Origin of the sequence: Pseudomonas sp. IT-P253 (assembly GCF_949768125.1) — a bacterium.
Classification (GTDB): domain Bacteria; phylum Pseudomonadota; class Gammaproteobacteria; order Pseudomonadales; family Pseudomonadaceae; genus Aquipseudomonas.
Genome location: NZ_CATKPT010000022.1, coordinates 369,008 through 393,270, shown reverse-complemented (window position 1 = coordinate 393,270; position 24,263 = coordinate 369,008). Strand labels below are relative to the sequence as shown.

The following is a 24,263-nucleotide window of genomic DNA, read 5'->3' as shown; positions in this document are numbered from 1 at the left end:
TTCCATCAGATGCCAGTGCGAGGGCTACTACGCTTTAAAAAAAATACAAAAAGGCGGAGCCAACTACATGCATAACAATAAGAGTCACAGTTACAACCCGTTGCGTCTAAGTCTGTTGGCCTCGGCAATCTTGGCCGCATCCATGCCGACGGCCCACGCTGTTGAACTGGATACCGGTAATCCCGATTGGTCAGTGCGCTTTGATAACACCGTCAAGTACAACTACGGTGTGCGTACCGAAAACGCTGACAAGCGCATGCTCGGGACGCCGAACAATAATGACGGTGATTATAACTTCCGCCGGGCCGGTACCAATATTACCAACCGCCTCGATCTGCTGACTGAGTTGGATGTCGTTAACCAGGGCAAACAAGGGTTTCGTGTCAGTGCCGCGAGTTGGTACGACCAGGCCTATGATGACATCGGCTCCAGTTCCAATCCCTTCGTCAATGGCAATGGCTCGACCTCCGGGCTGGTTAACAATGACACGCGCCCTGTGATTGGCAGTCGCGTCAACCCCGGCGTCGGCAACGGCAGTCCCCACCTGAGCGACTATGCCCAGCGCTACTACAGTGGTCCGTCCGGTGAAATCCTCGACGCCTTTGTATTCTGGAACCATGAAGTAGGCGATGAGTCGCAGATCAGCCTGAAGGCAGGTCAGCACAACGTGTTCTGGGGTGAGACCATTCTGAACCCGGTGCATTCGATCAGCTATGGTCAGTCGGGCCTGGACCTTGCCAAGCTGGCGGCTTCGCCGGGTACCGAGGCCAAGGAACTGTTCGTTCCGCGTAATCAACTCTCGATGACCTTCACCGTCAATCCCGAGCTGACCGTAGGCGCTCAGTATTTCATGCATTGGGATGCCGCCCGCCTGCCCGAGGCCGGCACCTACTATGGTGGCTCCGATCTGCTGGGTACTGGTGCGCAGTCGTTTCTGCTGGGCAACACCAATTCCCCCTCTGGTTCCCCATTGCTGGGATGTGGGTTGGCGCCGTGCAACGGTCTGACCAACGTGCGTCGCGGTCACGACCTGACGCCGGATAACAGCGGGGACTGGGGCGTTATGGCCAAATGGTCGCCGGCCTGGCTGGACGGGACACTGGGCGTCTACTACCGCCAGACCTCGGATATTTTGCCCCAGGTGTGGATGAACGCCACCGGTATTACTTCGGCTAACCCCAATGGGACTGTGCCCAATTTCAGGACTGCGGCGGGGCAGGTGCAGGGAGTGGCCAATACGCTTAACTCGCTGAACACCGCCACCTATCAAATGGCCTATGCCGATGATATTCATATTTTCGGTTTGAGCCTGTCGAAGGACGTGGGCGGTGTGAGCGTTGGCTCGGACCTGAACATCCGCGAAAACATGCCGCTGGCCAGCATCCCGGCAATCGTCGTCAATAACGACACGTTCGGTCTGGGGCAGGGGCTAGGCCTGTTGCCTCCACGTACGGCGGACACCGGTGTTGTCAATGAAGTCCCAAGCAATAACAACTTGAGTGCCACCGGTGAGACGTTGCACTGGACACTCAACGGCCTGATGACCCTTCCTAAAACGCCTGTGTTCGATCAGGCAACCGTGCTCGCCGAACTCTATTACAGCAACTTGCTTCACCTCGATAGCAAGAATGCCGCGCTCTACAAGGGTAATAGCAGCTACCACGGTATCGACGCGCCAACCCGTGACAACTGGGGTATTGCGGTCAACTTCACCCCGACGTGGTACCAGGTATTCCCTGGTGTCGACCTGAACATGCCGATGTCTGTCAATGCGGGGCTCGCTGGTGTGTCACCGGTAAACGGTGGGGGTGCGAAAGACACTGGCAACTATGCATTCGGCGTCGGCGCGATTGTTTACAACAAATACTTTGTCGATCTGAAGTATGTGGACTCCTTCGGCAAGACTGACAAGTGCAACGTCAGTGGCGTGAGTACAGGTTCAAACGGTGGCGACGGCTCCACGCCGAACGCCTTCAGTGGTAACGAAAACTACGCGTGTTATGGCGGTGGCTACTCGTCCTTCTCCGGAGCGGGCGCGACGACAGCCGACCGTGGTGCCGTTTACCTGACGATGAAAACCACTTTCTGATTCACGAATGGCTTACCAAAGTAAGCAGGAGAATAACAAGATGAAATTCGTGCACACGTTGCTGGCCGCTTCCCTGGCCATGGCTTTCGCTGCTCATGCGCAGGCCGCCGTATCGACTCAGGAGGCCGCCAAACTCGGCACCAGCCTGACCCTGGTCGGGGCCGAAAAGGCCGCTAATGCTGATGGCACAATTCCGGCGTATACCGGCGGCTTGACCACCCCTCCAGCTAACTTCAAACCCGGCGACAGCATGCGTCCGGACCCCTTTGCCAGTGAAAAACCGCTGCAAGTGATCGATGGCAAGAACGTCGATCAATACAAGGGTTCGCTGACGGCCACCACCGCGGAGTTGGCCAAGCGTTTCCCGAGCTATCACATCAATGTGTACCCGACCCACCGCACTGCAGCACTGCCTCAGGCGGTGCTGGACAACGGCCTGAAAAATGCCAGCGGAGCCAAGTCTCTCGAAGGCGGGTTGGCCATCGACAACGTCCTGCCTGGCGTGCCATTCCCGATCCCGCAATCGGGTGCCGAGGCGATGTGGAACTTCCTGCTGCGCTACCAGGGCGTCAGCATCAACTCCAAGTACGACTCCTGGAACGTCGACTCGGCAGGCGTACCGAGCCTGGCGATCACTGGCGAAGCGTTCATCGCTTATCCGATTTACGAAAACCTGACGAAGCCCATCAGCAGCAGCGACATCTACTATCAGATGAAGCTGTACTACACCGGCCCTGCGCGCCGGGCCGGCGAGTCGGTCATGCTCAAGGACGCCGCCAACCCGCTGCAACAGCCGCGCCGCGCCTGGCAATACCTGCCTGGCCAGCGTCGAGTAAAACTGGCACCGGACCTGGCTTACGACACGCCTAACCCGGGTACTGCCGGCGCAGGTACCTATGACGATGTCTTCGTGTTCAACGGTGCACTGGATCGCTACGACTGGAAGCTGGTGGGCAAGCAAGAAATGATCGTGCCGTACAACACCTACAAGCTGACCTATGCCCAGGATCCCAAGTCGCTGACCACCCCCAACCACCTGGCACCCGACTTCGTGCGCTGGGAAAAACACCGCGTCTGGGTCGTGGAGGGCAACCTCAAGGCCAGCGCACGGCACGTCTACCAGAAGCGCCGTTTCTACCTGGATGAAGACACTTGGACCGCTCTGGCCTCCGACGAGTACGACGCGCGTGGTCAGCTGTACCGTGGCTCTTTCGCTTTCCTCAGCCAGAGCTATGACAAGCAAGTCCCGGACGCCACGCCCTTCATGATTTACGACCTGGTCGGTGGCTCCTACAACATCAATGGTGTGGTAGGCCCGTACGGTGGCATCAAGTACATCGACCCGCTCTCGAAGGTGCAGTGGTCGCCGGAGTCCTTGGCGGGCGCCGGTATTCGCTAAGCACAGGGTGACACAGAACCTGTTCGGTCCACTGCCTCCCCGGCCGTGTGACCGGACAACTTTCGGTGTGGAACCGAGGGTGCCTGATATCAACGCCGGGCTGCATGCCGTGTGCCCCAGCGAAGTTCCGTCACGAGGACGCAGTATGTGTACGTACAAGAAGTGCGTGTTGCTGTTGTTGGGCGCCACGCTGGCACTGATGCAGAGTTTCGCTCAGGCAACCGGCTACGTTGACGTGCTGGATTTACCGGCCAGGTCCAGTGCCTTGGCGGTACGCAGTCCCTTGCTGGATGTGGCCCGCGCAGGAGCGCGACTGGTTGCTGTCGGCCAGCGTGGCCACATTCTTTATTCCGATGATGCTGGCAACAGTTGGCAGCAAGCGGCTGTACCGGTCAGCTCTGATCTGACAGCGGTAAATTTTCCTTCAGCGACACAGGGCTGGGCGGTCGGCAATGACGGTGTGGTCCTGCACAGCGGCGATGCCGGTGCGACGTGGAGCAAGCAGCTCGATGGTCGTCAAATCGGTGCCTTGCTGGTCAAACATTACGGTGAGTTGGCCAGTGCCGAACCGGGCAACGAACGATGGGCGCAGCTCGTCAGCGAAGGCCAGCATCTGGTCGAGGAGGGCGCCGACAAGCCACTGCTGGGCGTCTGGTTCGCCAACGCCAGACTCGGTTATGTAGTCGGTGTGTTCAACCTGATCTTGCGTACAGAAGACGGTGGCCAACACTGGACTCCCTTCGAGGACCGCACTGAAAACCCGCAAGGCTTGCACCTGGAAGCCATCGCTTCTACCGGTGACGCGCTCTACATCGCTGGAGAACAGGGCTTGCTGCTCAAGTGGGATGAGTCCAGCCAGCATTTCATGGCCGTACAAACGCCTTATCAAGGCAGCTTTTTCGGCGTCATCGGCAAGCCTGGCGAGGTGCTGGCTTACGGCCTGCGCGGACATGTGTTTCGCAGCGTCGATGCCGGCAAGAGCTGGAGCGAGTTGAGCGCGGGGCTGCCAGTCAATATCACCGCCGCCACGCTGGACGCGAAAGGCAACTACCGGTTGTTCACTCAGGCCGGTCACATGTTGGTGGAGCAGGCAGGCAGTACGACGTTGCAATTGGTACCGCAGCAGGGCCAATCACCCGTGGCAGGTGCCACGCTGGCCGCCGATGGTTCGCTGGTGTTGGTGGGTAGTCGTGGTGTGCGTGCACTTCGCGTCGAATAAGAACTGGATCAATTAGAGCGAGTACCCTGACATGGGCAACATCAAGCAAGACACCATGCCGGTGATCCGCCACTTGCGTGACTTCGATCAGCGCTCCGGCAACCGGCTGGAACGCTGGGTGTTCAATCACCGTCCGCTGTTCATGCTGTTCATGGTGATCGTCACCCTGCTGCTGGGTTATATGGCGCTGACCCGTCTGGAGCTGCGTCCCAGCTTTGAGAAAATGATCCCGCAGAGCCAGCCGTATATCAAAAACTTCCTGGAGAACCGCAAGTCGCTGCGGGGGCTGGGTAACTCGGTGCGGGTGGTGGTGGAAAACACCCAGGGCGACATTTTCGACCCTGAATATCTGAGTGTGCTCAAACAGGTCAACGATGAGTTGTTCCTCACCGAGGGCGTCGATCGCGCCTGGATGAAGTCTTTGTGGAGCCCGTCGGTACGCTGGACTGAAGTCACCGAGCAGGGTTTTCAGGGTGGCCCGGTAATGCCCGATGACTACAAGGGCTCGCCGTCGGACATTGAGACGCTGCGCCAGAATATCAACCGTGCAGGCCTCGTCGGGAGTCTGGTGGCCAGCGACTTCAAGTCGAGCATGATGGTGGTGCCATTACTGGACGTCGCCTCGTCCACCGGCCAAGGCATCAACTACTACCAATTCGCCCAGACCCTCGAGCAGCAACTGCGCGACAAGGTTGAGTTCGCCGGTGACAGCGCCGCGCGCAAGGCCGGAAAAGAAGGCACCGGCAAGTACAAGGTGCATGTGATCGGTTTCGCCAAGTTGATCGGTGATCTGATCGACGGCCTGATCCAGGTGATGATGTTCTTCGGCCTGGCCGTGGTCACCTCGTTTGTCATCATTTATCTGTACACCCGTTGCATCCGCAGCACACTGCTGGTGATCTTCTGCTCACTGACGGCGGTGGTCTGGCAGCTGGGCATCGTGGCCTGGCTGGGTTATGCCATTGATCCGTACTCGGTACTGGTGCCGTTCCTGATCTTCGCCATCGGCGTCTCTCACGCGGCGCAGAAGATGAACGGCATCATGCAGGACATCGCCCGCGGTACGAATAAATTGGTGGCGGCGCGCTACACCTTCCGTCGCTTGTTTATCGCCGGTGTCACCGCGCTGCTGGCCGATGCGGTGGGTTTCGCGGTGCTGATGCTGATCGACATTCCGGTGATTCAGGACTTGGCCATTACCGCCAGCATTGGTGTGGCGGTGTTGATATTCACCTCGCTGCTGATGATGCCGGTGACGCTGTCCTACATCGGCGTCGGGCGCAAGGCGGCCGAACGAGCACTGAAGATCGACACACGGGCGGCCCATAATCGAGGCTTCGGCCAATTGTGGAACCTGCTCGACCGCTTCACGACCCCCAAGTGGGCTATCGGCACCTTACTGGTTGCGGTAATGCTGGGGATCGGTGGCTTCGTGGTCAGCCAACGGCTGCAGATTGGCGATCTCGACAGTGGGGCCCCGGAGCTTCGCGCGGACTCGCGTTACAACCGCGACAACGCCTACATCACCAGCCACTATGCGCTGTCCAGCGACCTGTTCGCGGTGATGATCAAGACGGCACCCGAAGGCTGCCTGAACTACAAGACACTGATCCTGGCCGACCGCCTGGCCTGGGAGCTGCAGCAATACCCGGGCGTGCAAGCGACTTCCTCGTTGGTCAATGCGGTACGCCAGATCACCGTTGGCTCCTACGAAGGCAACCCTAAGCTGAACAGCATCCAGCGCAACCAGAACGTACTGAACTACGCCGCGCAGCAGGCCTCGGTCAATGCGCCGGAACTGTTCAATACTGACTGTTCCGTGATGCCGGTGATCGCCTACCTCAAGGACCACAAGGCTGAAACGCTGGATGCAGTGGTCGCCATCGCCGACAGGTTCGCCAAGGAAAACAGCAATGAGGATCGTCAGTTCCTGCTGGCTGCGGGCACTGCCGGCATCGAGGCGGCGACCAACATCGCGGTGCGCGACGCCAATCACACCATGCTGCTCTACGTCTATGCGGCGGTGACGCTGTTCTGCCTGATCACCTTCCGCAGCGTGCGCGCGACGCTGGTGGCGCTGTTGCCACTGGTGCTGACCTCAATCCTCTGCGAGGCGTTGATGGTGGTCATGGGCATTGGCGTGAAGGTGGCGACCCTGCCGGTGATCGCGCTGGGCGTGGGGATCGGCGTGGACTACGCGCTATACCTGCTCAGCGTACAGCTGCACTACCAGCGCCAGGGCATGTCGCTGTCTGAGGCCTATCGCAATGCGGTGGCCTTCACTGGGCGTGTGGTCGGTCTGGTCGGCATCACGTTGGCGGCCGGTGTGGTGTGCTGGGCCTGGTCACCCATCAAGTTCCAGGCCGACATGGGCATCCTGCTGACCTTCATGTTCATCTGGAACATGCTCGGCGCATTGATCCTGATTCCAGCGCTGTCCTGGTTCCTGCTGCGGAGCGTCGGCACCCGGTCAATCAAGGTGCACGCATTAGAGGAAGCCCACGGATAACCCCCTTCAATTTTTTTAGCACGCACCCGCGAGGGTGACATTTCCACTGACCAGGGCATGTTCAATGCCCTGACATTGCCTGAGTATTTTAATCATGTCTGATTACAAAGCCCCTCTACGTGACATTCGTTTCGTACTCAACGAAGTGTTCGAAGTATCCAGGCTGTGGGCCACGATGCCGGCCATGGCCGAAGTGGTCGATGAAGAGACCGCTCATGCCGTGCTCGAGGAAGCCGGCAAGATCGCCGCGCAGGTCATTGCACCGCTCAATCAGAGCGCAGACGAGCAGGGCTGTTCCTGGAAAAATGGTGTGGTGAACACCCCGGCTGGTTTCCCTGCTGCCTACCGTGCCTTTGCCGAAGGCGGCTGGGGCGGCGTCGGCGGAGATCCGGCGTACGGGGGCATGGGTATGCCCAAGGTGATCGGAGCCCAGGTCGAGGAAATGGTCAACTCGGCCAACCTTTCATTTGGCCTCTACCCGATGTTGACCGCCGGTGCCTGCCTGGCCATCAACGCTCACGCCAGCGAAGCGCTGAAAGCCGCGTACTTGCCAAACATGTATGCCGGCGTCTGGACCGGTTCCATGTGCCTGACCGAGCCTCATGCCGGTACCGATCTGGGCATCATTCGCACCAAGGCCGAACCGCAAGCCGACGGATCCTACACGGTCAGCGGTACCAAGATTTTCATCACCGGTGGCGAGCAGGACCTGACCGAGAACATCATTCACCTGGTACTGGCCAGACTGCCTGATGCACCGGCAGGCCCGAAAGGCATCTCGCTGTTCCTGGTACCGAAAGTCATGGTCAACGCCGATGGCAGTCTGGGCAAGAACAACGCAGTGTCTTGCGGCTCAATCGAACACAAGATGGGCATCAAGGGCTCGGCCACCTGCGTGATGAACTTCGACGGCGCCACAGGCTGGATTGTCGATGCGCCGAACAAGGGCCTGGCAGCGATGTTTACCATGATGAACTATGAGCGCCTGGGTGTCGGCATCCAGGGGCTGGCCTGCGCTGAACGCTCCTATCAAAGCGCCGTCGAGTACGCCCGTGATCGTCTTCAAAGCCGTTCACCAACCGGTCCGCAAAGCACGGACAAGGTCGCTGACCCTATCATCGTCCACCCGGACGTGCGTCGCATGTTGCTGACCATGAAAGCCACGAATGAAGGCGGGCGGGCGTTTTCCACCTACGTGGCGATGCAGCTCGACATCGCCAAATTCGACGAGGTGGCCGCCACGCGCAAACGCGCCGAGGCACTGGTGTCACTGTTGACCCCCGTCGCCAAGGCATTCCTCACTGACCTTGGCCTGGAGTCCACTGTGCATGGCCAGCAGGTGTTGGGCGGCCATGGTTACATTCGCGAGTGGGGGCAGGAGCAACTGGTGCGCGACGTGCGCATCACCCAGATCTACGAAGGCACCAACGGCATTCAGGCGCTGGATCTGGTTGGGCGCAAGGTCGTCGGCACAGGCGGCGAGTTGTACCGGCTGTTCGCTGACGAGATCCGCCATTTCGTCGCAACCGCCAGCGCTGATCTGGCTGAGTTCACCAAACCTCTGAACACTGCGCTGGATAACCTCGACGAACTCACCGCCTGGGTGCTGGATCGCGCAAAAAACAACCCCAATGAAATCGGCGCGGCGTCGGTCGAGTACCTTCATGTGTTTGGTTACACCGCCTATGCCTACATGTGGGCGTTGATGGCCAAGGCGGCCATGGGCAAGGAGACTCAAGACGATTTCTACGCCAGCAAACTGGGCACCGCACGCTTCTACTTTGCCCGCCTGCTGCCGCGTGTCCATTCGTTGGCGGCGTCGGTCAAGGCCGGTAGCGAATCGCTTTACCTGCTCGATGCCGCGCAGTTCTGACCCAGCGAACCGGAGATGATCTCCAGACAACAGACTCAGGAAGCCCCCCCGTGGTAACAACAAAAATTATCCCGCCCGCACAGGGCGCGTACACCTACCCACTGTTGATCAAGAGCCTGTTGCTCTCGGGCGCGCGCTATGCGCCCGATCAGGAAATTGTCTACGCGGACAAGTTGCGCTACAGCTATCGAACACTCAATGAGCGCATCAGGCGATTGGCCAACGCGCTGACGAATGCCGGCGTCAAGGCCGGAGACACCGTGGCGTTGCTGGATTGGGACAGCCATCGCTATCTGGAGTGCTTCTTTGCCGTACCGATGATTGGTGCCGTGTTGCACACGGTCAATATCCGTCTCTCCCCGGAGCAGGTTCTCTACACCATGAACCACGCCGAGGATGACCTGGTGTTGGTGCACGATGATTTCCTGCCCTTGATCGAGCCGATTCAGGATCAGCTGACGACCGTCAAAGGCTACATCCAACTCAGTGACATCGGCGCCGCACCGACCGGGCTGCCGGTGCTGGGGGAATACGAGAGTCTGCTGGCGAACGCTGCGCCTCACTTCGATTTCCCGGACTTCGATGAACACTCGGTGGCGACGATCTTCTACACCACCGGCACCACCGGAAATCCCAAGGGCGTTTACTTTACTCACCGCCAGCTGGTGCTGCATACGCTGAATGCGGTTGGCACTCTGGGCGTGTATCAGGGCTTGCCCTTGTTACGTTCCGACGATGTGTACATGCCCATCACGCCGATGTTTCATGTGCATGCCTGGGGCGTGCCCTATGTGGCGACGTTGATGGGGATCAAGCAGGTTTACCCTGGTCGCTATGAACCCAATAGCCTGGTCAGGTTGTACCGTGAGGAAAAGGTCAGCTTCTCCCATTGCGTGCCCACGATTCTGCAAATGATCTTGCAGTGCGACGAAGCGACCGACACTAACTTCAGCGGCTGGAAGATGCTCCTGGGCGGCAGTGCATTGACCCAGGGGCTTGCGGCCCAGGCGACGACACGGGGAATGCGTGTCCATAGCGGATACGGGATGTCCGAGACCTGTCCATTGCTGTGTTTGACCCACCTGACTGAGGCCGAGCTTGCACAACCGGCGCAGGCACAGGTGGCCGCTCGCATCAAGACCGGGGTGGCGGTGCCGATGGTGGACTTGAAAATCATTGATGCCAGCGGCAACGAGGCGCCTCAGGATGGCGAGGCGCAGGGTGAGATCGTGGTACGCGCCCCCTGGTTGACCCAGGGTTACCTGAAGGAACCTGAGCAGGGCGCGCAGCTGTGGGAGAACGGGTGGATGCATACCGGTGACATTGGCTCCATCGACGCCTTGGGTGTCGTGGAGATCAAGGATCGAATCAAAGACGTGATCAAGACGGGAGGGGAGTGGATCAGCTCGCTGGAACTGGAGAGTCTGATCAGCGAACACCCGTCAGTCAGCTCGGTCGCGGTCGTGGGCATTCCTGATCCGCAGTGGGGGGAGCGGCCCATGGCGCTGGTGGTTTGCGAACCTGGAAAATACGTCGATAAACAGATGCTGGAAGCCCACCTGAAACAGTTTGTGGAGCTTGGCCGTATTAACAAATGGGCGATCCCCAAGCAGTTCAAATTCGTCGCCGAGATCCCTAAAACCAGTGTCGGGAAGATAAACAAACGGTTGATTCGCGAACAGGAACTGAGCCGAGAGAAACTGGACATCCACTGATTAGAGTTCCTCGTCTTCAGCCCCTGCATAAAAGCCGTGCAGCAGGCGGTAGCGGTCATGCCGTATCTGGTCGACCCTGTCCCGCACTCGCTGCTCGGGAAAACCCAGCAGGACCAGCGCATGAGAGGCGAGCATGAGGCTGGATTCCAGCAACTCGGGCACCACTTCGGTGGCGCCGGCCTCCTTCAGCTCGGGCCCCTGACTGTCATCCCGAGTACGCACAAGGATCGGCACGCTCGGGTTGATTCGGCGTGCTTCCTTGAGGATGAGCAGGGCGATGTCAGTTTTGTCCACGGCGATCACCAGCAGACTGGCACGCTCCAGCCCTACCGCGACCAGCAGATCACCGCGATGTGAATCACCATAGTGAATGTTGCTTTCGCCAACCGCTGCTTCTTCAATCCTGACCGGGTCATTATCCAGGGCGATGTAGGGCTGCTGGGCATTGAGCAACATGCGCCCGATGGATTGCCCCACACGACCGTAACCACAAATCACCACGTGACTCTGCACTTGCGCGTTGAGTGCACTGATTTCCTCAAGCCTTGTTTCTTCGTTGGGCTTGCGGTGCAAGCGTGCGGCAATTCGAGGGGCCGCGCGTAGCAACGATGGCGTGACCACCATTGAGCAGAAGGTTGCGGCAAGCAGCAGGCCGCCGAGATCGGCGGGCATCAGCTGGTTTTGTTGCATCTGCGACATCAGCGCGAAACAGAATTCTCCGCCCTGGGCCAATGCCAGTCCGCTGCGCCAAGCGGTTTCACTGTCGCTGCCGCGCCATTTGACCAGCAACGCGACCACGCAGCCCTTGATTGCCAGCAACCCCAGGGTCAGGCCGAGAATCAGCAGGCCGTGGCTGGCAAACAATCGCAAATCGATCAGCATGCCGATACTGACGAAAAACAGCCCGAGCAGGATGTCGCGAAACGGCCGAATGTCGGCCTCGATTTGGTGTCGGTAGTGGCTTTCCCCCAGCAGCATGCCGGCGAGAAAGGCACCCAAAGCAGGGGAGAGGCCAAGCAGGTGAGTCAACACGGCGGTCAGCAAGACGATCACCAGCGCCAACAGCACGAACAGCTCTGCGGAACGGGACGTCGCCACTTCATGAAACAGGCGGGGCAATAACCAGCGACTGGCCAGGGACAGCCCGACGAACAGCACGACGGTTTTGCCCAGCGTCAGGGGAAGCGCCCAATACCAGGCCTGATCACTGGTGCCGGCGAACACTGGCACCAGGGTCAGCAACAGCACGGCCACCACGTCCTGGAACAGCAACACACCAATGGCATTCTGGCCATGGCTGCTGAAAATCTCGCCGAGGCTGCCAAGTTCTTTGCTGACAATCGCAGTGGAAGAGAGCGCCAGGCCGGCACCGAGTAGGCACGCAGCGGGAGTCGTTACGCCAAACATCATCAGCAAAGCGCCAAGCACTGCCCCGGATATAAGCACTTGAAGGCTACCAAGGCCAAAGACCACCTGACGTAGCGCGATCATTTTCGACAGCGAAAACTCCAGCCCCAGGGAGAACAGCAAAAACACCACGCCCAACTCGGCGAGCAGTGGCAACGCGTCACTGTCGTTCACCCAGTCGAATGAGGTTGGCCCGACGATCAGCCCCACACAGAGGTAGCCCAGCACAGGCGGCAATCGCAGGCGATGAAACAAAGCGATGATGACCAGGGAAGCGGTGAAGATGATCAACAGGCTGACGAACATAAAAACTCCATGGCGGTCTTCGACGGGCTCGACAGTGCCGCCAACGGCGGTACCACCCGCTGATCACGATGACGATGGCAACCCTGCCAAGGGGATCAAGTGTTTGATCATGGGTGTACTCCCGCCCCGTCAGCCGCCGTCAGTTTGTCCGCCTGGGTCACCCAACCTCCGCCGGTTGCCTTGTACAGATCGATCATGGTGGTGAACACCGCGCCGCGGGTTTGGGTGTAACTCAACTCGGCGTCAAACTGGGTGCGCTCAGCGTCGAGGACTTCAATGTAGCTGGTGTAACCGTTTTCATAGCGCAACCGCGCGTAATGAGCGTAAGTACGCAATGCTTCGACCTGCCGTTCCTGGTAGGCCATTTGCTCTCGGGACTTGCTGGACGCGATCAGGGCATTTTCTACATCCCGGAAGGCCGACTGAATCGCTTGCTGGTAAATCAGGAGCGTTTGCTGTTGAACCGCTTCTGCTTGTTGGACTTCCCCGGCGATACCACCAGCCGTGAAGATCGGCATGCTCGCCGCGACGCCATAAGACCAGGTGGCGGCGGGGCCGGTGAACAGGTTCGAGAGTTGATTGCTGACGGAACCAAGAAGCCCGGTCAGGGAAATGGTCGGGAAGTACAGGGACTTGGCTGCGCCGATACGGGCATTGGCCGCGATCAGGTTCAGCTCCGCCTGATGCAGGTCGGGTCGGCGCTCCAGCAAGTCTGACGGCAGACCGGCGGGCACACCCGGCAAGGCCAACTGCGACAGATCGCGTCCTCTGATAATGGGGCCCGGGTTGCGACCCAGCAGTACGGCCAGCGCGTTCTCCTGTTCCGCAACCTGGGGTTCTAACGCCGCCACCGCCGCTCGGGTCCGTTCGTATTCTGATTGGTTCTGGGCCAATTCCATTTCGGAGATGATGCCGGCGCCATAGCGCTGTTTGAATATTTCAAATGAATCACCCCGCGCCTTCGCAGTGGTGCGGGCAATTTCCAGTTGCCGGTCAAGATCGCGCAGGTTCACGTAACTCGATGCCACCGACGAAACCAGGGTCAGAATCACGCCACGGCGACCCTCTTCCGAAGCCAGCAGATCGGCACGGGCGGATTCGCTGAGACGCCGCAAGCGACCCCAGATATCCAGCTCCCAGTTCACACTGAGGAGCGCCTGGTAGTTGTTGGACACCGGGTCCACGGACGGGTCCAGAGGCACAGGTCCGTTGTCTCGGGGCGCTCGGTTGCGCTGGCCTTGCGCGTTGAGTCCGACTTGTGGAAACAACCCGGAATGCACTACGCCGTAACGACCCTGGAATTCTTCGACCCGTGCGGCGGCAATCTTGATGTCTTTGTTCTCGAGCAATGCGGTTCGGATCAGGTCATTCAGGACGGGGTCCTGGAACTGCTCCCACCAGAGCGTATTGGATAGATTCCGCGCTTCCTTTTCCGCATAACGATAGGCCGCTGGCGTCACGGTTTCAGGGCGGTGGTAGTCCGGGCCGACCATGCACCCTGTCAGGACCACGCACAGCAACAGTGGGAGAGGGGGCTTACGCATCTCAATCCCCCTCATGTCTGTTTTGCGCCGCACCGTCGGGAATCTGCGCAGGCAATGCGGGTTGTCCCGGTTGAGCAGCCTTTTTGGCGCCGTCCTTTTCCCCGAACATCCGCTCCGCCAGGTAGTAGAACAAGGGGATGAAAAAGACTGCGATCACCGTCGCTGCGAGCATCCCGCCAATCACCCCTGTACCGATGGAGTGGCGACTGTTTTCGGAGGCGCCAACGGCAATGGCCAGCGGGACACACCCCAGAATGAACGCCAGGGACGTCATCACGATAGGCCGCAAACGTTCCTTCGCCGCCGTCATCGCGGCATCGTAGGCGGACATGCCGTTTTCCCGGTTCAGTACCGCAAACTCGAAAATCAGGATGGCGTTCTTGGCAGCCAGGGCCACCAGCATCGTCAAGCCGATCTGGAAGTAGACGTCATTGCTCAACCCCCGCATCAGTACGGCAACGAGCGCGCCGAACAATGCAAAGGGCACCGCCAGCAGTACGCCGATGGGCAGGGACCATTTTTCGTACTGGGCCGCCAGGATCAGGAACACCATCACCAGACCAAAAATGAACACCTGGGAGGAGGCACCGCCGCTTTTTTTCTCCTCGAACGCCTCGCCACTCAATGCCAGTGCGTAGTCGTTGGTCATGATTTCAGCGCTGACTTCTTCCAACGCCTTGAGTGCCTGGCCGGAACTGTAGCCGGGGGCCGGGTTGGCGGTGAGTTTGACTGCCGGGAAGTTGTTGAACCGGGTCAGCAGGTCAGGCCCGGTAACATAGCGAGTGGTCAGCAGGGCTTTGAGCGGCACCATCTCAAGGTTTTTGTTGCGCACGTAGATCTGTTGCAGATCCTCGGCCTTGAGGCGATAGGCGGGTTCGGCCTGCAGGATGACCTGCCACAGACGGCTGAATTTGTTGAACTGCGAGACATACAGCGAGCCGAACATGGTCTGCATGGTGCTGTAGACATCTTCCACCGGTACGCCCAGGGTCTCGGCTTTTTCCCGGTCTACGTCGACCAGCAATTGCCGTGAAAACACGTTGAAGGTGGAGGTAATGGCGCCGAGTTCCGGGCGCTGTCTGGCCTTCGCGACAAGATTGCCGACCATTTCCGCCAGTTGATCGACGTTGGCGTCGCCCTTGCTTTGGACCCATACCTCCATGCCGCCGGTGGTACCCAGGCCGGGAATCGACGGCGGGTTGACCGGCAGTATGATGCCGCCCTGTACTGTGGAAAAAGCGCGGGCGGCTTTCTGAATCACCGCCGGGGCGCTTTGTTGCTTGATCGTTTCCGAGTTCTTGTAGCGTCCCTCGAAATCCTTGAACCCGACGAAGAAGGCACCGGCGTTGTTCTTGTTCTGGCCGTCCAGCAGGCTGTAGCCGTTAACGATGGCGACGCCTTCGACGGCCTCATCGTTCATGAAGAAGTCACTGGCCACTTTGCCCACGTCGCCGGTGCGATCCAGGCTCGCGGCATCGGGCATGATCACCGCGCCGAGCAAGTAGCCCTGATCTTCCGGTGGCAGGAAGGCGCTGGGTATGCGCTGCGCCATCAACAGGATCAGCACGATCATGCCGACAAACAGCAACAGCGCCAGCACGAAGCGTTTGATGATGAAGGCCACCGAGCGCGAGTAGCCCTCGGTCATGCGCTCGAAGCTGCGCTCGAACCAGCGGAAAAAAGCGTTTTTATCGCCGTGCTGGGGTTTGAGCAGCAGCGCTGCCAGAGCCGGCGACAGCGTCAGAGCGACCAGGCCGGAAATCACCACTGAAATGGCGATGGTGATCGCGAACTGTTTGTAGAGCTGACCGGTGATCCCTCCCATGAATGCCACAGGAATGAACACCGCACACAACACCAGCACGATGGCTACCACCGGGCCTGCCACTTCATCCATCGCCCGTTTGGCCGCGTCCTTGGGCGTCATTTTGTGGACTTGCATGTTGCGTTCGACGTTTTCGATCACCACGATGGCATCGTCCACCACGATACCGATGGCCAATACCATGCCGAACAGCGTCAGCATGTTCACCGAAAATCCCAGGGCCGACATGCCGATGAAGGTGCCGACGATCGATACCGGCACCGCCAACACAGGGATCAACGTCGCACGCAGGCTCTGCAAGAAGATGTAAACAACGATGACCACCAGCACCAGAGCTTCAAAGAAGGTGTGTATCACCTCGGAAATCGAAGCGCGGGTAAACGCCGTGGTGTCCATCACGATCTTGTATTCGATGCCTTCGGGAAACGTGGCCTTCATGTCCGACAGGGTCTTGGTCACCGCCGCGGAAACGTCGAGCGCGTTGGCGCCGGGTTGCTGATACACCGCAATCAGCGTCGCCGGACGGCCCTGATAGGTGCTGCGCAGTGAGTAGTCTTTTTGTCCAAGCTCGGCCCGGCCGATATCTTTGAGACGAACGATGGCGGCCCCATTGTTACTGGCGCGCAAGATGATGTTTTCGAACTCTGCAGGTTCGGTCAGTCGTCCCTTGGTGGTCACGGCAAAGGACTGTTCAACCGCTTGCCCCGTGGGGGATTGGCCCACGCGGCCTACCGCGAACTGCTGGTTCTGATTGGCCACGGCTTTCTGCACGTCGGCGGCGGTGATTCCCAACTGGGCCATTCGGTCAGGCTTGAGCCAGATCCGCATGGCGTAGTCCGGGGTGCCGAAGATGCTGGCCTGGTTGGCACCCGGAATGCGCTTGATCGCATCCAGGATATAGAGGTTGGCGTAGTTGGCGACGTAGGTGCTGTCATAGCGATCGCCAGCGGAATATACGGCGAGCACCATCATGAACGCCGACGATTTCTTCTGCACCTGTATGCCCTGGCTCTGAACTGCCGAGGGCAGTTGCGGCAATGCCAGATTTACCCGGTTTTGCACGTCCACCTGTGCAAGAGAAGGGTCGGTGCCAATCTCGAAGAAGACGTTGAGGGTCATGTTGCCCGTCGCGGAGCTCGACGAGTTCATGTAGATCATGTTGTCGGCGCCGTTGACCTGTTGCTCGATGGGCGCTGCCACGTTATTGGCCACGACCTGTGCATCGGCGCCCGGATACGTCGCGGCGACCGTAATTTGCGGTGGCGTGATATCCGGGTACTGGGCGACCGGCAGCTTGAGCATGGCCACTGCGCCGGCCAAGGTAATGATGATAGAGATCACCGAGGCGAAGATGGGACGATCAATGCAATAGTGAGAAATGCTCATGGAGTATTCCCGTCTTGCGCCGACGTACCGGCTTTCGGTTTCGCAGTCGTCTTGTCTGCCTGCGCCGGGGGAGGAGGGCCGATGATATTCAATGCCCCTCCAGGCGTAACCCTGATCGCGCCATCGACCACGATGCGCTCGCCGGCTCGCAACCCATCGGTAATGAACCAGTCATCGCCATGCCAGTCACCCACGTCGACAACGCGTTGTTCGGGCTTGCCCTCTGAATTGACCACCCACACGAAATGGCTTTTGGCACCCTCCAGAACCGCCTTCTGCGGCACCACAATGGCGTTAGGCCTGGTAGCGCCTATTGCTCGCGCCCGCACGAATTGTCCAGGCCGCAACAAGCCATTCGGGTTGGCCAGCACGGCGCGGACCTGAAAGGTGCCCGTATCCTGACTATAAGAGGGCGCAGCAAAGTTCAGGCGACCATGCTCAGGAACCACCGAACCGTCGGCCAGCACCACCTCTACGACAAACTCACTGCGCAGGGGGAATATGAGATGTCCCTTGGCAATCTCGTCGCGGTATTTGAGGTTCTCGTTTTCCGAAAGACTGAAGTTGACATAGATGGGGTCCATCTGTGACACGGTGGTCAGCAGCCCGGATTCACCTGGAGTGACGTAACTGCCTTCCTGTTTTTTGGCAAAACTTGAAAGACCGGTAAGGGGAGAGGCGATGGTGGTGTAACTGAGGTTCAACTGCTCGGTGCGAACCGTACCCTCGGCAGCAAGTACAGCGGCCCGTGTCTGACGTTCATCGCCGACGGCGTTGTCCAGATCCATCTTGCTGACTGCATTCTGCGCTGCCAAGGGACGGACGCGGGCCAGCGTAGACTTGGCCACTTCCCAGCGTGCCTGCTGTTGAGCCAATTGCCCCTGGGCCGACAGTAACGAGGCTTCAAAGGGTTTGCGGTCCATTTGGAACAGCGTTTGCCCGGCCTTCACCAAATCGCCTTCGGTGTACAGCCGCTTCTCCAGGAAGCCGGCAACTCGCGCGCGGATCTCTACCTCGCGAGAACTCTGTGTCTGGGCAACAAATTCGAAAGTGACGGGGGTATTTTGGGCGGTGACGGTCATGACCGTCACATCCGGAGGCCGACGCGCCGGGGAATCCGGTTCGTTTCCGCAGCCGGCCAGCAAGATGGCAATTCCCATCAGACAGGTCATTGGCAGGCCGAAACGGCTCGAATACTTGACGCTTCTATTGCCACTGGCAACGAAAAGCGAAAGCCCCCAGTTTCCTTCGATCCATTCGGCAATGTTCATGCCCATCCCCGTGCTCCATGAAACTCGATCAACGAAGCGTAGCTACTAATACCGCACAAATCTAACCAGTAGAAAATGTAGATTTAGATAAACTAAACAGCTATTTAGTATAGTTATATTCTATCGCCGTATAGAATCTTGATAGAGGAGCCGAATCTCATGACTCGTCACCCGAACAACGACCACAGCCTCAGTATCCAAAGCATAGTCAATGCACTTGATTTGGAGCGCCACATTGAAGGCGGTTATTACCGCAGGACTTTTCAATCAGATGCACGCGCCATGGTCGAGACCGACGGTGGCGAGCGTTACCTGATGACGTCCATTTACTACTTGCTGACCCAAGAATCACCGATTGGACATTTCCATCTCAACCAGTCGGACATCGTCCATTACTATCATTTGGGCGACGCCATTCAGTACCGCCTGATTTTTCCTGACGGCACACTGAAAACTGTGGTGATGGGCAGTGACATTGTGGCCGGACAGCGCTTGCAGCTGCATGTACCGGGCGGCGTCTGGAAAGCTTCGCAGCTTGCAGATGGATCGGCTGGATATGGTTTGATCAGTGAAGCGGTGACGCCAGGATTTGATTTCGCGGATATGACATTGGGCAACAGACAGAAACTCAGCGAGGAATTTCCCGAGCATGCTGAGTTGATTGAACAGCTGACGTGGGAATGAGGGCCTGGAGAGAGAATCAGCTCATCGAGATTCGCGTGCAATCGACCTAATCTCGAAACATCATGTTACGTGTAATGTATATTATGTTAAATGATGTGTCTGGATGGGACTTTCACATTGTCAGCCTTTCGTAATCATTGGCGCGTGTCCTGTGGGTCGAAAAAAGACAGCCTATAACACGGCTTTTAAAAGGTGATCTATTCCCTGCCCATTCAGTCTTTGCCCGATTTGGGTATCGCAATACGGCTACTGGTCTTGACCTCGCGTAAAGCCAGGCTGGACTGGATGGATGCAATACCCACCTGACGCCTGAGCACCTGCTCGATAAAGTCACTATAGCTATCAAGATCCTCTGCCAACACTTGCAGCACGTAATCGGCATCCCCGGTGATCTTGTGACAGGACAACACTTCGGGCAATTGCGCAATCACCGCCTCGAAGGCGTCGGGAGCGTGATCAGCGTGGGTGGAAAAACGGATGTGCACGAACGCCATGATGTCCAGCCCCAGCATCCGTCGATCAAGGTTTGCCTGATAGCCCTTAATCACGCCCGCCTCCTCCATTCTCTTTCGCCGCCGCCAGCAAGGTGTAAGGCTTAACGACAGGCGCTCGCTGAGCTCGGCGTTGGAAATGCTCGCATCCTCTTGCAGCAACGTGAGTATCGCCAAGTCAGTCTCGTCGAGACTGATGCGTTTGGATAATTTTTTCTGCATTACGCCATTCCTGAGTAAAAACGCCCGAAGAATCTAGTAAACCACGAAAACAAAGCAAAGAAAGCGCATCCCAGCCGGAACAGAATATTTGCACTGGCTCACATTAACGGATGCGCAGAATGTTTACAGTTTTCAGTGATTCCCACCGTTTGCACCACGGCACCGAATTGAAAGACGGCGTGCTCAAGCCGTCGTTCGAACAGCCCAGTCGGGCCGATACCGTCCATAACCGCGTCAAGCAGGTAGGCCTTGGCCAAATCATCGAACCGCGCGCATTTGACCGCACGTGCTACGTCAACGCGCACAGCGAGCGCTACGTCAGCTTTCTGGAAAATGCTTGGACAGAATGGTGCGCGACCGGACGTACCCACGATGCCCTGCCGTTGGTATGGCCGGTGCGCGACCTGGCCAACGAGCAAGTGCCGAGTTTTATCGACGGCAAGCTGGGTTTCTATGCCATGGACGCTGGCTCCCCCATCACCGCCACCACATGGCAAGCGGTAAAAACCAGCGCTGATATCGCGCTGACCGGACTGGCGCTGATTGATGAAGGCCACGACAGTGCCTTTGCCCTATGCCGACCACCCGGCCATCACGCAGCGCGCGAATACATGGGCGGCTACTGCTATCTGAACAACGCCGCCATTGCCGCACAGCAGGCCATTACCCAAGGCGCCAAACGTGTCGCGGTACTGGACGTCGACTTTCATCATGGCAACGGCACCCAGAACATTTTCTACGAGCGCAGTGACGTCATGTTTGTCTCGCTGCACGGCGAACCTGCGGTGTCCTATCCGTACTACTCAGGCTTCAGCCACGAAGTCGGCGCTGGGTACGGCGAGGGTTACAACCTCAACTATCCGCTGCCGAAAAACACCACTTGGGAAAGTTACCGCAACGCCTTGCTCCACGCCTGCAAGAAACTCCAGCAATTTGCCCCTGAAGTGCTGGTTATTTCACTGGGCGTCGACACGTTCAAAGACGACCCCATCAGCCATTTTTTGCTGGAAAGCGAGGACTTCATCGGCATCGGCGAGCTGATAGCGGGCGTGGGTTGCCCCACCCTGTTCGTGATGGAAGGTGGCTACATGGTCGATGAAATCGGGATCAATGCGGTCAACGTGCTGCATGGTTACGAGAGCAAACGCGCCTGAGTCAGCCCCTGAATCGCAGCGTTTTAACGACTGAATCGGAGAATAAAAACATGACTCTTTTTATAGACGTCGATCATGCCGCACGCCTGTTCGCCAAGGTGGGAATCCGCCGCGTAATCCGCGAAATGGCGGCTTACATCGAAGCTGACTATTCACGTTGGGCACAGTTTGATAAGTCGCCCCGCACCGCCAATCATTCGGCCGACGGTGTGATCGAGTTGATGCCGACCGACGATGGCCAACAGTACTCGTTCAAATACGTGAATGGCCACCCGAACAACGGTCAAAGGGATTTGCTGACGGTCATGGCCTTCGGTGTCCTGGCCGATGTCCACAGTGGCTATCCAACCTTGCTCAGTGAACTGACGCTGACCACAGCCGTGCGCACTGCCGCAACCTCTGCCTTGGTTGCGCAGTCCCTGGCGCGACCCGGTGCAAGCATCATGGCAATCATCGGCAATGGCGCCCAGAGCGAATTTCAGGCCCTCGCGTTCCACGAAATGCTGTCCATCAAGGAAATACGCATTTTCGATACCGATCGCGATGCTTCACTCAAGTTGAAGCACAACCTGGCCGCATTCCCCGGGATTGAGGTGATTATGGCCAACTCGATACAGGAAGCGGTCAAGGGTGCGCACATCGTCACCACCGTCACCGCAGACAAAGCCTATGCAACGATTCTGACCCCCGAGATGATCGAGCCCGGCATGCACATCAATGCTGTCGGTGGTGACTGCCCGGGGAAAACCGAACTGCACGCCGACATCCTGCGCAATGCCCGGGTCATCGTTGAGCTTGATGCTCAAACCCGGATTGAAGGCGATATTCAACAATTGGAGCCCGACTTTCCCGTCGTTGAATTCTTCCGGATTGTTCAGGGCGAAGTCCCGGGCCGCGAGAACGACGCACAGGTCACCGTGTTCGATTCGGTGGGTTTTGCCCTCGAAGACTTTTCGTCACTGCGCTACGTGCACGACCTGGCGCGGGAGCATGCCATCGGTGAGCGCATCCATCTGGTACCGACGCCTGCCAACATAAAAAACCTGTACCAACTGCTTGATCAGCAGCCAGCGATCGTCCCCTCGCGCCTGCGTACAGTGAGCTGCTAGCCCTAGTTGATGCCCCTGAGCAAAGTGCCAAGGGGCTACTCACCGTGTGAGCGGACGACAAATCCTGCCACCCGAAAACCACCACCGTCAGTAGCCGTTGCATCTCCAACAAAAACGCTAGACACCCACTTTTCTGCCAAAACTCAAAAACATAAAATCAAGAGGTTTTGTAATGAAATCGACCCCGTCCGGGCTGGTTGAACAGCCCGTGCTGCAGCGCACGCTCAGCAATCGTCACATTCAGTTAATGGCCATGGGAGGCGCCATCGGTACCGGCCTGTTCATGGGCTCCGGGAAGATCATCGCCCTCTCCGGCACGTCGATCATCCTCATTTACATGATCATCGGTCTGTTCGTCTACTTCGTCATGCGCGCTATGGGCGAACTGTTGCTCTCCAACTTGAACTTCAAAACCTTCGCGGATTTTGCCGGTGCCTACCTTGGCCCGCGAGCGGCATTCTTCCTCGGCTGGTCGTACTGGCTGAGTTGGAGCGTCGCGGTGGTGGGCGATGCCGTAGTGGTCGGCGGATTCTTTCAGTACTGGTTCCCCGATGTACCCGCCTGGATCCCGGCCATCGGTATGTTAATGACACTGTTCGCCTTAAACGTGCTGACCGTCAGACTTTTCGGTGAAGTGGAGTTCTGGTTCGCGATCATCAAGATCATTGCCGTGGTCACCCTGATTGGCGTCAGCATGGTGATGATTGCCAGCTCCTTTGTATCTCCCAGTGGCGTTACCGCATCCCTCAACCACCTGCTGGATAAACAGGCAGCCTTCCCCAACGGCCTGTTTGGTTTCTTTGCCGGATTCCAGATGGCAATCTTCTCCTTTGCCGGCACCGAACTGATTGGTACTGCAGCCGCCGAAACTCGCTCCCCCGAGAAGACCCTGCCTAAAGCCATCAACTCGATTCCGCTGAGAATCATCCTGTTTTATGTGCTGGCACTGGCCTGCATTATCGCAGTGACTTCCTGGCAACAGGTTTCACCCAACAAGAGCCCTTTCGTCGAACTGTTTCTGGTTGCAGGGTTTCCCGCAGCAGCAGGCATCGTCAACTTTGTGGTGCTGACGTCTGCCGCCTCATCGGCAAACAGTGGCGTATTTTCATCCAGTCGCATGCTGTTTGGACTGGCCAGTCACGACAATGCCCCCGGGATTTTTCGGCGTTTGTCGGGTAATAGCGTGCCTCTGCTGAGCCTGGCGTTCACCACACTGTTGATGCTGGTGGGTGTACTGTTGCTGTTCATCGTTCCGGAGGTCATGACAGCGTTTACCATCGTCTCTACCGTGTCGGCAATCCTGGTGATTTTCACTTGGTCGACCATCCTGGCGTCGTACATTGCCTATCGCAGAAGCCGGCCCGACCTGCATGCGCAATCGGTCTACAAAATGCCTGGCGGCGTGCCAATGGCCTGGTTCTCTCTAGCGTTTCTGGGCTTTGTTCTATGTCTGCTGGCACTGAGACCTGACACCCGTATTGCCTTGATGGTCATGCCGGGTTGGTTCATATGGTTGGCAATTGCTTATCAGCTGAGCCATTCCAGGAAGTCTAAAATCGCTGCTGATTCTGCAAGCCAATACAGCTGATGCGCTGAAGTCTCTGGCGGGCATCGGGCCCGCCAGATCACCCAGCCTACTGAGCTAGGCAGGAGGTATCCCATAAGATGGATGACCCTTGAGCGCCCCAACTGGGAGCGTCAACAGCTCGAACATTTGCTCGCTGCGCCCTAAGCCGGTACGCAAAAGCACGTTACCATTGCCGACTCAAAGCAATGGAGCCCACACGTGAGAAAGCCACCCATGAAAATCATCATCGAAGAATGGGATGGTGACGGTGCAATCCGGATTCCCGATGAGGCGCTGCAAGAGCTGGAGCTGGATGTCGGCGACGCTGTGTATCTGATTGAAGAATTTGTCGGGAACACTCGATGCCTAGTTCTATCAAAAACGGCTCAAATCGCAAATCGAATAGACGAGCTCACTGAAGCTTGGAATGGCGAACAGCATGGTGGCGCCGAGGACAAATGAAGAGCATCCTCCACATCAAACCGAGGGCCCG

16 protein-coding genes are annotated in these 24,263 nt (G+C 58.1%); 11 read left to right on the top strand and 5 right to left on the bottom strand.

What is annotated here, in order from left to right; translation table 11 throughout:
- Window positions 1-67: 67 nt before the first annotated feature.
- The 6 genes from ACM6IR_RS14510 to ACM6IR_RS14485 all read left to right on the top strand — a co-directional run bounded on the left by ACM6IR_RS14510 (window position 68) and on the right by ACM6IR_RS14485 (window position 10,804).
- Entirely contained in the window at window positions 68-2,089 is a 2,022-nt protein-coding gene (locus ACM6IR_RS14510) for a DUF1302 domain-containing protein (protein ID WP_414908347.1), read from the top strand.
- A 40-nt stretch (window positions 2,090-2,129) separates the two neighbouring features.
- Complete coding sequence (locus ACM6IR_RS14505) at window positions 2,130-3,488, top strand: DUF1329 domain-containing protein (protein WP_414908346.1); 1,359 nt, start codon at window positions 2,130-2,132, stop codon at window positions 3,486-3,488.
- Between the two features lie 145 nt (window positions 3,489-3,633).
- Window positions 3,634-4,707, top strand: a complete 1,074-nt coding sequence (locus tag ACM6IR_RS14500) for a WD40/YVTN/BNR-like repeat-containing protein (protein ID WP_414908345.1) — start codon at window positions 3,634-3,636, stop codon at window positions 4,705-4,707.
- 31 nt (window positions 4,708-4,738) lie between these two features.
- Window positions 4,739-7,216, top strand: coding sequence for an efflux RND transporter permease subunit (locus ACM6IR_RS14495; protein ID WP_414908344.1), 2,478 nt, complete (start codon window positions 4,739-4,741; stop codon window positions 7,214-7,216).
- Between the two features lie 94 nt (window positions 7,217-7,310).
- Window positions 7,311-9,089, top strand: coding sequence for an acyl-CoA dehydrogenase C-terminal domain-containing protein (locus ACM6IR_RS14490; RefSeq protein WP_414908343.1), 1,779 nt, complete (start codon window positions 7,311-7,313; stop codon window positions 9,087-9,089).
- A 50-nt stretch (window positions 9,090-9,139) separates the two neighbouring features.
- Window positions 9,140-10,804 (top strand): fatty acid--CoA ligase, encoded by a 1,665-nt coding sequence (locus ACM6IR_RS14485; RefSeq protein ID WP_414908342.1) that lies wholly within the window; start codon window positions 9,140-9,142, stop codon window positions 10,802-10,804.
- On the opposite strand, the gene ACM6IR_RS14480 is transcribed toward ACM6IR_RS14485, so the two are convergent.
- The 4 genes from ACM6IR_RS14480 to ACM6IR_RS14465 all read right to left on the bottom strand — a co-directional run bounded on the left by ACM6IR_RS14480 (window position 10,805) and on the right by ACM6IR_RS14465 (window position 18,549).
- Window positions 10,805-12,517: a cation:proton antiporter gene (locus tag ACM6IR_RS14480; protein WP_414908341.1), complete on the bottom strand. Its 1,713-nt coding sequence runs from the start codon at window positions 12,515-12,517 to the stop codon at window positions 10,805-10,807.
- 107 nt (window positions 12,518-12,624) lie between these two features.
- Window positions 12,625-14,061, bottom strand: coding sequence for an efflux transporter outer membrane subunit (locus ACM6IR_RS14475; RefSeq protein ID WP_414908340.1), 1,437 nt, complete (start codon window positions 14,059-14,061; stop codon window positions 12,625-12,627).
- Window position 14,062: 1 nt separating this feature from the next.
- Window positions 14,063-17,272: an efflux RND transporter permease subunit gene (locus tag ACM6IR_RS14470; protein WP_414908339.1), complete on the bottom strand. Its 3,210-nt coding sequence runs from the start codon at window positions 17,270-17,272 to the stop codon at window positions 14,063-14,065.
- Complete coding sequence (locus tag ACM6IR_RS14465) at window positions 17,269-18,549, bottom strand: efflux RND transporter periplasmic adaptor subunit (protein WP_414908338.1); 1,281 nt, start codon at window positions 18,547-18,549, stop codon at window positions 17,269-17,271. Before ACM6IR_RS14465 ends, ACM6IR_RS14470 begins: the two co-directional genes overlap by 4 nt.
- A gap of 153 nt (window positions 18,550-18,702) precedes the next feature.
- On the opposite strand from ACM6IR_RS14465, the gene ACM6IR_RS14460 reads away from it, so the two are divergent.
- Window positions 18,703-19,227, top strand: coding sequence for a cupin domain-containing protein (locus ACM6IR_RS14460; RefSeq protein WP_414908337.1), 525 nt, complete (start codon window positions 18,703-18,705; stop codon window positions 19,225-19,227).
- Between the two features lie 212 nt (window positions 19,228-19,439).
- Here ACM6IR_RS14460 and ACM6IR_RS14455 read toward each other — a convergent pair whose 3' ends face one another.
- The gene (locus ACM6IR_RS14455; protein WP_414908336.1) at window positions 19,440-19,940 is read right to left on the bottom strand and encodes an Lrp/AsnC family transcriptional regulator; all 501 of its coding nucleotides are present in this window, start codon (window positions 19,938-19,940) and stop codon (window positions 19,440-19,442) included.
- Window positions 19,941-20,059: 119 nt separating this feature from the next.
- On the opposite strand from ACM6IR_RS14455, the gene ACM6IR_RS14450 reads away from it, so the two are divergent.
- The 4 genes from ACM6IR_RS14450 (at window position 20,060) to ACM6IR_RS14435 (ending at window position 24,232) form a co-directional block, all read left to right on the top strand.
- Entirely contained in the window at window positions 20,060-21,094 is a 1,035-nt protein-coding gene (locus ACM6IR_RS14450; RefSeq protein WP_414908335.1) for a histone deacetylase family protein, read from the top strand.
- 50 nt (window positions 21,095-21,144) lie between these two features.
- On the top strand, window positions 21,145-22,203 hold the full coding sequence (locus tag ACM6IR_RS14445) for an ornithine cyclodeaminase (protein WP_414908334.1): 1,059 nt from the start codon (window positions 21,145-21,147) through the stop codon (window positions 22,201-22,203).
- A gap of 172 nt (window positions 22,204-22,375) precedes the next feature.
- On the top strand, window positions 22,376-23,791 hold the full coding sequence (locus tag ACM6IR_RS14440; RefSeq protein ID WP_414908333.1) for an amino acid permease: 1,416 nt from the start codon (window positions 22,376-22,378) through the stop codon (window positions 23,789-23,791).
- A gap of 198 nt (window positions 23,792-23,989) precedes the next feature.
- The gene (locus ACM6IR_RS14435) at window positions 23,990-24,232 is read left to right on the top strand and encodes an AbrB/MazE/SpoVT family DNA-binding domain-containing protein (protein WP_414908332.1); all 243 of its coding nucleotides are present in this window, start codon (window positions 23,990-23,992) and stop codon (window positions 24,230-24,232) included.
- Window positions 24,233-24,263: the final 31 nt, after the last annotated feature.